Annotated in this window: 3 protein-coding genes; all 3 read left to right on the top strand. The window is 52.6% G+C overall.

Going from position 1 to position 11,109, the window contains the following annotated elements; translation table 11 throughout:
- Nucleotides 1-40 precede the first annotated feature (40 nt).
- The 3 genes from BLR16_RS07830 to BLR16_RS07820 all read left to right on the top strand — a co-directional run bounded on the left by BLR16_RS07830 (nucleotide 41) and on the right by BLR16_RS07820 (nucleotide 10,981).
- The gene (locus BLR16_RS07830; protein WP_074805214.1) at nucleotides 41-6,823 is read left to right on the top strand and encodes an SDR family NAD(P)-dependent oxidoreductase; all 6,783 of its coding nucleotides are present in this window, start codon (nucleotides 41-43) and stop codon (nucleotides 6,821-6,823) included.
- A 4-nt stretch (nucleotides 6,824-6,827) separates the two neighbouring features.
- Nucleotides 6,828-9,995 carry an ACP S-malonyltransferase gene (gene fabD / locus BLR16_RS07825; RefSeq protein WP_003392074.1) on the top strand — a complete coding sequence of 1,056 codons (3,168 nt, stop codon included), beginning with the start codon at nucleotides 6,828-6,830 and terminating at the stop codon, nucleotides 9,993-9,995.
- A gap of 68 nt (nucleotides 9,996-10,063) precedes the next feature.
- Nucleotides 10,064-10,981, top strand: coding sequence for a beta-ketoacyl-[acyl-carrier-protein] synthase family protein (locus BLR16_RS07820; protein ID WP_161437885.1), 918 nt, complete (start codon nucleotides 10,064-10,066; stop codon nucleotides 10,979-10,981).
- The last annotated feature ends 128 nt before the right edge of the window (nucleotides 10,982-11,109 follow it).

Here is an 11,109-nt window from a genome sequence, read left to right as displayed (position 1 = left end):
TGGGTGCTATTGATTGTTACCTCTGGGTAGAAGGTTTGATATGAGCAATGCCGTGCATAACATTTATGCCGTTAATCGTTGGCGGCCAATAGCGGGCAGCCCGTCGTTGGCGACCGATGAAAGCGTTCTGGTTATTATTCCAGTCACTTCTGCGGCGGGTGTGTCGCCAAACAGGCAGAGATTATTGTCGTTGGTTGGCGGTCAGGCTCACTGCAGCTTTACTGCGCTGGATACGCTGGAACGTATGACCGCGACACTGGCGGACTACATCCCGGGAACGATTAAAAGTATCCTCTGGATCGGCGGTAGCCTTGATGTCTCTGTGCACGCAGAGGATCAAGGTTTACAGTATGGTGTCGAAGAAAAAATCTTCTTCAGGTTCTTCAAGGCGTTGCTGGAATTAAAGGCTGATGAAGTCAGGTTGTCGATCACGGTCGTCACCAAGAATAACTTCAATGTCAACAACGAAGGCACTAACACAGCGGTCAACGCCGGGTTGCACGGGTTTGTCGGTGCCGCTGCGAAAGAATACAGCCATTGGACGATAAGCTTGCTTGATGTCGATGACGCCTTTGTGGCGCGTGCGACCTCAAACCCCTCGCTGGTGCGCTCGTCGCAAGGCATTGAAAAAAGAAAAGTCAAAGGACAGACGTATTGCTGCCGCGACGATCAATGGTATGCCGAGCACCTGGAGGTGTTGCCGGTTGAAAACGGCAGTGAGCCGGTCAAGCCGATCTACCGTGACAACGGGGTATATCTGATCATCGGTGGTGCCGGTGGCCTGGGCCAGGCCTGGACCGAACGTCTTTTGCAACGGCACGATAGCCAAGTCATTTGGGCAGGTCGAAAAGCCATTAATGATGAAATCCGTCATTCATTGCGTGCCATGGAGAGACTCGGTCGTGCTCCCCTGTACGTATCGGTTGATGCCACCCAGCCACACCAAATGGAGCAATTACGACACACCATCCTCCGTCAATATGGCCGGCTGGACGGCATTATTCATTCGGCAATCGTCCTGGAGGACAAGACGGTTGCCAATATGTCTGAAACAACCTTTAGTTCGGCCCTTGCTGCGAAAGTGGATATTTGCCGAAACATCGAAAATTACTTTGCCGATCTAGACCTCGACTTCATCGCCTTCTATTCCTCGATCCAGAGCTTTGCTCGCCAGGCCGGGCAGAGTAATTACGCTGCGGGGTGCACCTTTAAAGACAGTTTTGCCCATTACTTGCAGGCCAAGTGCGCAACTACCCATGTCAGAGCCATGAACTGGGGGTATTGGGGAACCGTCGGCATTGTCAGTGATGCGTCGTATCAAAAGGTGCTGGAAAAAAGCGGGATGGCGTCAATCAACCCGACCATCGGCATGTTGGCCTTTGAGGCGTTGATTGCAGGGGATCATTTACAGGCCAGTTTTATCGCTGCCTACGATCCAGAAAAAATAACATTGATAGATAAGGTGACACTTCATCAGAACACTACAGAATTTGGTTTTGTGCAATCAACAACTCAGTTAAATAACGATGGAGTGGAGGGCTGTATGATGGAATATGTGTATCGGAATGAACACTATATGGCCCTAAGGGAGGAAGGCGTTTTTTACCTGGAGGACATGGACAGCTACCTTTGCCGGATCGTCGCTGCCGACCTTGAAACCTTGGGCGTGTTTTCCGGTACTGAGTTTTCCGTTGAAGACGTGCTTCGCAAGACCGATATTCGCGCAGGTTTTTCGCGCTGGTTGACGGAGACCCTGATGAGCCTTGTGCGCCAGGGCTACCTTCGTCACGACGCCGGTCAATTCAGCAAAACGGCAGAGTTTCCTGAGAGCGATGCCAGCGCAGCCTGGCTCTCCTGGAACACCGCAAAAGTTGAATGGCTGCTGGATGATAATAAATCCGCTCAAGTCAAACTGGTTGAAGCCTTGCTGATCCATACCAAGGAGATACTGACCGGGAAAATAAAGGCCACCGACGTCATGTTCCCTGACTCTTCGATGCGCATGGTCGAGGGTATCTATAAAAACAACCGCGTTGCTGACTACTTCAACCTGGTGCTTTCGAGGACGGTGGTTGACGAAATCAACACGCTGCTGGCCGCTGACCCTCAGCGGAAAATTCGCATTCTGGAAGTGGGCGCTGGCACCGGCGGTACAACCGCCGTGTTACTCAAGCACCTGGCGCCGTTTCACGCCAACATCGCAGAGTACTGCTACACCGACCTTTCGAAGTCGTTTCTGTTTCATGCCCAGCGGGAATACGGGCCAGGCAATCCATTCTTGCGCTACGAGATTTTCAACGTAGAAAAGTCGGTTGATGACCAACCACTGCAGCGTGATTACTACGATATTGCAGTTGCCACCAACGTGTTACACGCCACCCGTGACATTGCCGCCTCGATTCGCCGGGTCTGGGAAGTTTTGAAAGATCAGGGCTCATTGATCGTCAACGAGCTCAGCCGCAATACCTTGTTCAACCACCTCACGTTTGGTTTCCTCGACGGTTGGTGGTTGTACAACGACGATCACATCAGGGTGCCGGGCTCTCCGGTTCTGGAGCCTGCCACGTGGCACAACACCGCCCTGCAAGTGGGGTACGGCTCTACGCAGTTCCCCGCCGAGCTGGCCCACGACATGGGGCAGTTCGTGATGTTGATGCGTGCGCAAAAGCACGCCGCGTCCCTTGCCCCCAAGGTCGTTGAGTCCGGATCCAGTCATTCATCAGGGAACGAGTCCTCCATGCATACCCCGTCAAATACCCCTTCGGCTGTCAACGTTGCAATGTTGAAAGCCAAGAGCCAGGCGTTTTTCACTGATCTGATCGCCGACGTCGTTCAGCTTCCTGTCGATGAAATCGCGCTGGACCTCTCCCTCGAAAAACTGGGATTCGATTCTATCCTGGTCGTCACCCTCACCAATAAACTGCGTGAGCATTTCGAGCAGGTCAGCAGTTCCCTGCTGTTTGATATTGATAGCGTCGAAGGCATCATCGATTACTTTATCGAGCAAGATAAACAGGCCTTGGCGGCGTTGCTGGGTATTGATTTCAGCGATGCACAACCACCTAGTGCTGCCCCGGTTGCCGTTGCTTCTCACACCCAGGCCCCTGCCAGCGCACCTGCGGTTACTCAGTTTGACGTGATCGACCTGGGCGCATTCTCCCTTCAAGAGGTTGACGCCCCGTCGGCGTCACTGCCTCAGGTGTTTGATTTCCAGGAAACCTACCCTGAACCCCGTCGTTCCGGCGATATCGCGATCATCGGGCTGAATGGTACTTACCCTGGCTCGCGGACCCTGGACGAGTTCTGGGAAAACCTGTCCCAAGGTCGTGACCTGGTGACCTCAGTGCCCAAGGCAAGGTGGGAGCAAACCGGCTTTAATCGGGTCGAAAATCCGGAAAATTTCAAGGGCGGCTTTATTGACGGCTTTGATCAGTTCGACGCGGAGTTCTTCGACTTCAGTGAAACCGATGCGCTGCTGACAGATCCTCAGGAACGCAAATTCCTCGAATGTGCCTTCTCGGTGCTGGAAGATGCGGGCTACACCAAAGAGTCCCTGGCCGAAAGTGACATGACCACCGGTGTCTATGTCGGCGCGATGTACCAGGAGTATCAGCTGCACAGCGAAACGGCTAAAGGTCTGTACGAAGGGCAGGCCATCTCCAACAGCTTTGCCTCCATTGCCAACCGTGTTTCCTACATCCTGAACCTGGAAGGCCCTAGCGTCGCCATAGACAGCATGTGTTCGTCATCGCTGTCCGCCGTGCACCTGGCGTGCTCTGCGTTGAAGCTTGGGGAGATTGATTACGCGATTGCCGGCGGGGTCAATCTGACCTTGCATCCCAACAAATATGGTGTGCTGAAACAGGGCGGCGACCTTTCGCAGACCGGTAAATGTGCGAGCTTTTCCGAGAGTGCAGACGGCTATGTACCGGGAGAAGGTGTTGGTGCGGTCTTGTTGAAACGCTACGAGGATGCGCTGCGCGATGGCGACCACATCTATGGGGTGATTACCGGGTCGCTGATCGTTCACGCAGGCAAGACCAATGGGTATACCGTTCCAAGCCCGAAAGCTCACAGCAAGCTGATCTCAAAAGTGGTCCAACAGGCCGGCATTCGTTCTGCGGACATTTCGTACATTGAAGCGCACGGTACGGGCACCAATCTGGGCGACGCCATCGAAATTCATGGGCTGAGGCAGGCGTTTTCCATCGATCAAGACTCGGCACAACAAGGTAAGTTCTGCTCGGTAGGCTCGGTGAAATCGAATATCGGTCATTGCGAAAGTGCCGCAGGCATGGCCGGTTTGACCAAGATTCTGCTGCAACTCAAATACCAGCAAATCGTCCCTTCGCTCCACTCGAAGAAAATTAATAAAAACCTGCAGATCGAAAAAACCTCCTTCTCGATTCCCCAGTTGCTGTCCCATTGGCGTCTGCCGAATAAAGAGGTCAAAAAGCGGATTGCCGGCCTGTCGTCCTTTGGCGCGGGCGGTGCGAATGCGCACTTCATCATCGAAGAGCACGAGGAAGTGTCGAATCAGGTCAATTACACGATGGATTACCCGGAACTGATCGTGTTGTCCGCAAAATCAAAGGAGGCGCTACACCAGAGAGCTGCGCAGTTGCTGGGCTACATCCACTACAACGCTCAGCAAAACACCTCCCTGAACAACCAGCCACGATACTGGTTGGGCAACATTGCCTATACGCTGCAAACCGGCCGCACTCAAATGCCGTACCGCCTGAGCTTCCTGGCGGACTCCATCGAGCACCTTGAAGACAACCTCGATGCATTCCTGAATGATAAAAAAAGCAAATCCCCGCTGCATGTCTGCTATGCCAGCGAGATGGACGCCACAGCGAAGCTGTTGTACGAGGATAACTCCCTTGAGCTGATTCTTTCTGAATGGCTGAAGCAAGGTAAATACCAGAACATCGTCGCGCTCTGGGCCAAAGGGGTGGTGATTAACTGGGGCGGCCTGCTGGGGAAAAGAGGGCAACGTATCAGCCTGCCGACCTACCCGTTCTCACAAAACCGTCATTGGTTGCCGATGGGCAACCACACGGCCGGCGTGTCTCAAAAAGTCGAGGCAGCCCCTGTGCAGCAGCGGGTGAAAACCGTAGCCGCTATGGTTGAACCGGTCGTTGAAAAAGTCGCAGGGAAGATTGTTCAGAAAACCGTTGAGCCGGTGGTTGGCGAGCCGGTCATTACGGCACCGGTGGCGGTCGAAAAAGTCACCGCCGAACCGAAGTCGTTGTTTATTCATCGCTGGAACAAGGTGGACGTGAGCCCACATCCGAAACCGGCGCAGGCCGATACGAAAATCTGTGTCGTTGGCCTGGACACCCTGGATTACTTCCAGCGAGATCTGGAGACCTGCGGCCTCGATGCCGGCTCTTCAGAATGGCAGCAAGTCCTGCCGAACGGCTTTGCCCAGTCTTTCGCTGATCTGGCCAAGTCCGTCTCACGCCAACTGGCGAAGAAGGTCAAAGCCTGGCTGGCGGACAGCACTCAGCCTTTGCACCTGCAAATCATCATGCCGTTCGATCGCCAGTATCAACTCTATGCAGCATTGACCGGGGCGTTGGAACAGCACGTGCTGGGTGCTGCCAATGTCAAACTGACGATTATTTACTGTGAAGCCTTGTGCTCGTTTGCCAACATTTCGACGCTGATCAACCGTGCAGCAGACACACAGACTCACATCGCTGAATACCTGTGTGCCCACGACAGTATCTATGCCGGCAGCGTGCAGAAAGTCAGCCAGCCGGAATCAGGCTCGTTACTCAATGACAACGGTGTCTATGTCCTGGCAAACGGCTTGAATGAGGTGGGCCAAAGTGTGATTCGTGCGATTGATGATGAAACCAGCGGATGCCATATCGCAATCCTGGGTGACGCGCTTTCATCGCCAGACATCGATGAGCAAATCGGGTTACTTCAGAACAGCCTGGACAATACCAAAGTCGGCTACTACGCGGCTGAACTTGACGATAGAAAGTCCGTGTTCAATGCACTGTTGCTGATAAAAGACCAACTGGGCGATGTCCAGGGTGTGCATTACATTGTTCCGGCCGATGACAAGGTTCAGCAGCATAAGGAACCGTTGAAAGACAAGGCGCTTATTCGTCATCTCGCGGCACTGATTAACCTAGATGAGGCGACCTACTCATTTGACTCCCAGCTGCAATCGTTCTCCATCGTCATGACCGTCGAGGAACACGACAGTAAACAGCTCAACACCTTGGCAAAAACCTTTGCTCGTTATCGCGCGGCGTTGCAGGGTAGTGGTTACCGCGAAGGCAAGACCGTAGCGCTGGAAGTGGAGGGCAACGCGGCCAATGACATTGCCACTGCATTTATTCACGCCCTGGACAAAAACCATTCGGATGAGCAATTCGCGTTCATCTGGAAGGCCGCAACTCTCGCTGACAACACGCCAGTCATTCAACCGCAGGTAACCGTGGAACCTCCCGTTGCATCGCCTGCGCCACTGGCAGCGGTCGCGCAAAAACAGCCAGCCTATTCGTTTGATGGCGCCAGTGACGAGTTGCAGGCAACGGTTTCGTGGTTGGTTTCAATCTCCTCGGAGTTGCTGGACAAGGAGTCAGCTTCGTTTAGTCCTGTAGCAACGTTTACTGAAAACGGCTACGAGTCGATCAGCATTGTTGGGTTGTGTGAGTTGATCAACAGCCGTCTGGGGCTGGCGATCTCTGTGGTGGTGTTTTTCGAGCACGAAACCATTCAGTCGTTGGCACAGTACCTGGTGGCTGAGCACGGCGACCAGATTGAAGAAGTGTTAGAAACCGACGTGGAGGGCTGATGCAATGAATGTCAGGACCGATGCGCTCGCCAGAGACACCGCCTCGCCGCTGAACCAGGGGATGGTCTATCCCCTGCACAGGGTATTTATGTTCGGCGGGCAGGGGTGTCATTACTATCAGATGGCGAGCCATCTATTCCTGACGCATTCAACGTTTCGTGAAGCCATGCTGCGGCTGGATCTGATAGGCCAACGCATACTGGGTAAATCGGTAATCGCGGAGATTTATCGTAAAGACAAGTCTCGCAGCGATGACTTCTCCTCTATCACGTTCACTCATCCGAGCATCGTGATGGTGCAACTGGCACTGGTCTCAACCCTCGCTGCTGAAGGGATCACCGCTGACTCGGTGATCGGCACGAGTTTGGGGGAGTTCATTGCCGCTTGTGTTGCCGGTGCCATTTCGGATACGGATTTATTGGCTGCAATCTGTGATCAAGCCTTATTGATCGAGCAGTTTGCAGGACAAGGCAAGTTGCCGAAAGGCGGCATGCTGTCGGCATTGATTACCCCGGATGAAAGGGACGCACTGCTCGCCGAGTTTCCTGAAGTTGCTGTTGCGGGTGTGCATCACTCACGACACGTCACCTTTTCGGGAGATACGTGGGTGATTGATGCGTTGGAAAAGAGCTGCCAGCAACGAGCTTTTTTATATCAGCGGATCGCTGTGGACTACGCCTTTCATTCGCCTGCCATACGCCCGTTAAAAGCGGCTTCTTTAGCGTCGATAAAAAAGTACACAACCGGGGCATTCACGCTGCCTTTTTACTCCTGTGCAACGGTTGCGCGGTGTCGTGTGATTGACGCCGAGCACTTTTGGGGGATCGTTGAGTCCCCCATCAACTTTGCAGACACCATCGACTTGATAGAGGCAAGCGCCACAGGCGCGACGCCTGTGTATGTTGATCTTAGTCCTTCCGGATCGTTGCATGGATTTGTCAAACAGCATCTGGGTGCGTTCAGGGCAAAGCAGGTCCCTGTGAGCCTGACGCTGATGTCGTTGATGAGTAACGACACGACTCAATACCAGGCCGGCGTGCTGACCCTAAAGCGCCTTGCAAAGGCGTATAGCGAAAGCGCTATCGCTCAACCCGGGCCTCAAGACACTACCTTGGTAAATCATTCTATGGAAAAGACTCGAACAAGCGTGGTCGGCAATAATCCAGCAAAGAACACTGCCCTTGTTTTTCCGGGACAGGCCTCACAGCGAGTGGGCATGGGGCGTGAATTGTTCGAACGTTTCCGTCGGCAGACTGAAATCGCCAGTGATATTCTGGGGTATTCCATTGAGCAGCTGTGCCTGGAAGACCCACAGAAGCAGTTGAACAAAACACAGTACACGCAACCTGCGCTGTATACCGTGTGTGCATTGCAGTACCTCGCCTATCGGGAAGATAACGAGGTGGTGATCGAGTTCCTGGCCGGGCACAGCCTGGGAGAATATGCGGCGCTGTTCGCCGCGGATGTCTTTGACTTTGAAACGGGACTGCGCATCGTCAAGCACCGCGGGGAATTGATGTCTTCCGCGAATGCCGGTTCCATGGCCGTGATCCTGAATTATAAAGCTCAGGATCTGCAGCAACTGCTCAACGATAACGGCATTACCAGCATTGATATTGCAAACATCAACTCTCCGGATCAGTTGGTGATTGCAGGGCCGCATCAGGCGCTGGAGGCGTTTGAAGGCATTATCAACTCGCTGGCGGGCACCTACATTCCTATTCCGGTGGGGGCACCTTTTCATTCGCGCTACATGCAGCCGATAGCACAAGATTTTGAGCGGTTTCTCGAGCCTTTCACGTTTCGACCGATGAATAAAACGGTGATCAGTAACGTCACCGGTTTGCCCCATCAGAATGAAATGCTGAAGAACCAACTGGTGAAGCAACTGTACAGCCCAGTGCAGTGGTTGGACAGCGTTCGTTACTTGATGGGGTTGGAGGTCGACGAGTACGTAGAGATCGGTCCTGGTGATGTGCTCACCAAACTGACAACAAAGATCCGAAATAAATGCTCGCCATTAGTCTTGGGTGAGAAAGTCATTCGCCAAGTGCCAGGCAGCACAGAAAGCGTGGAAAGCAAGGTTGCCCGGCAGCCTGCGAAAGACGGGTTGGGTATGGCTTTCAAAAGTCGCTGGAGCCGGGGGGATGAGTTTTCTAGTTATTTTGGCCTGGCTTACCCTCATGTCCTGACGCTCTCGGAAGATAATCTGGATTATTCTTTTATAGAGCGTGCACAGGCGTGCGGACATCTAGCTTTTCAGGCAGTTCCTTGGACCGCTGAGGCGATTGATTCCGGTAGCCTGGACAGCATTCTTTCGAGATTGGGCGCCAAAAGATCCAATGACTCCGGGTGTGTGGGGGTGGCTATTACCCACAGTGAAAACGATAAGGTTCTGTTTTCAAAAGTTCTGGCGCATCAGTTGAACGCTGTCGCCCTGACCGGCGTCTACGGTATGACGACTGAACTGGTCTACTACCGGGTTATTTCGGCCTACCAAGGGCGTTTTAGTAGTACCCCACAAAAGAACAAGTTGTTTATCCGCGTGGATGATCCTCGCTGTGTTCAGGGCTTTTACCAGAAGCTACCGCAAGGTGTTCTTGAGCGTTTGCACCTGCAAGGGCGAATTGATGCTGCTCAGTTTGAGTTTGCGAAAAACATCGCTGCCTGTGATGCCATTATTCTCAATAATGAAGAGCATGACCTGGAGGCATTGATGGGCATTAACCGGTTGAGGGTTGAACACCCTGAACTGGATATAAAGATTGGCATCGAAGGCGCGCTGTCGGCCCCGAACGACTTCACTCAAGGGACGCTCAGTCAAATAGATTTTTTTGTCAGCAGTGAGTTGAACGTGCTGATAGGCGAGTCTTTTTTGCCTGGACTGATCAGGCAGACCCTTTTTTCCGCAAGCGACGCCTTTATAGTGGATCTCCCAGATCCTAAGACGATCCATTTTGGTGGGCGAGCCAAGACGTACATCACTAATGATCCAGCGATTCGCCAGCGTGCGGGTAACGCCCATGGTTGGCTGTCGGATGATCAAAGGCCAACGCTATGCAGGTTGCTACCGTCCAACTATCTGGCCATTTCCGAATGGCTCAAGGTTCAGTTCGTCAATAAACAGCCCTCGTTGGCTGAGTTAAGCTCGGCTCTTTTGAATGGCGTATAGGCTGCCAGGGCTTTGAGTAGTTGGACTGTCTCTTTTTTGTATATATTTAATTGCCAGGGAATGCCGGTATGACCAATCTGTTTATTTCTAACGTCGTGTTTGATTTCGGCGAGTCGAAGTCAATTGATAGCTTGTCATCTTGCATTAGTCCTGATGAGCTTAAGGCCTTTCGGGCGGGCGGCTTTGAATATTATGTAAATGAAAGTCGTGAAGTTTATGCTGTGTGCGAAAAGGTAGCCGCGAAGGTCCTGGATGAGAGCCATGTCGTTCGAGAGGAAGTGACCGATATTGTCTATATCAGCTCAACCAAATTCATTGACAAGGTCGTTGGCCTGAGTGTCTACCTCTCGAAGTTGGCAGCGAATATCGGCATTCATAAGGCGACGTTGTATGCCTTGTCTGCGGGGGAGTGCGGTAATTTCGTTCATGCCTTGCGTTTTTGTGGGCAGATCCTGCAGGAGCGCCCAGACAGTAAGGTTTTGTTGGTATTCGCAGAAAAGCTGATGACTGACGAGGAGCGGCATTATCCTGGAACGGCGATTTTAAGTGACGGGGTAGCCGTTTGTCTGGTGACCTGCGAAAAAACCAGAAACTGCTACGAGGTTATCGCGCGGTCGGAGGCCACCGACCACCGAGTCACTAAGGCTTATGCTGAACAGAAAAATATTGATGCGTTGCGGCTCGCCTTGACCGCAATTCATACGCTGTCTAGGGATATTTTTTTGAAAGTTGATTTTGATAAAAGTGCTATAAGCCACTTCATAACCAATAACTTTATTATGCACTTGTCCAAAATGTACATTATGGAGGTCGGCGGCGACGCCTCAAAACTCAGGCTGCCAACGCTGCCTCCGAAAGCGCATGTTTTTACGATTGATAGTTTGTTGAATCTGACTGGGACCCCGATGGATGATGGTGATTTGGCCTTTTGCCTGAGTTTTGGCATGTTTTTTTGGGGGGCATGCATCGTTAAGTACCATGCCTGAAAAAGCTTTATGACCGCGTGTTTATGCCTTGGGGACGTACGCGCGCGGACGGGGTCGAGTTGCGGGGCGCGCGGTGAGTGACCAGGTATTCAATGATTTTTTGTCGAGTGAAATGTTGCTATTGTGCA

Origin of the sequence: Pseudomonas sp. BS3767 (genome assembly GCF_900099665.1) — a bacterium.
Classification (GTDB): Bacteria; Pseudomonadota; Gammaproteobacteria; order Pseudomonadales; family Pseudomonadaceae; genus Aquipseudomonas; species Aquipseudomonas cerasi.
The sequence above is the reverse complement of the archived record's forward strand: the minus strand, read 5'-3'. Positions and strand labels throughout refer to the sequence as shown.

What these genes read in the sequence shown, in the direction of transcription:
- BLR16_RS07830 (WP_074805214.1), top strand. Translation starts at nt 41, where the DNA reads ATGAGCAATGCCGTGCATAACATTTATGCCGTTAATCGTTGGCGGCCA.
- fabD (WP_003392074.1), top strand. Translation starts at nt 6,828, where the DNA reads ATGAATGTCAGGACCGATGCGCTCGCCAGAGACACCGCCTCGCCGCTG.
- BLR16_RS07820 (WP_161437885.1), top strand. Translation starts at nt 10,064, where the DNA reads ATGACCAATCTGTTTATTTCTAACGTCGTGTTTGATTTCGGCGAGTCG.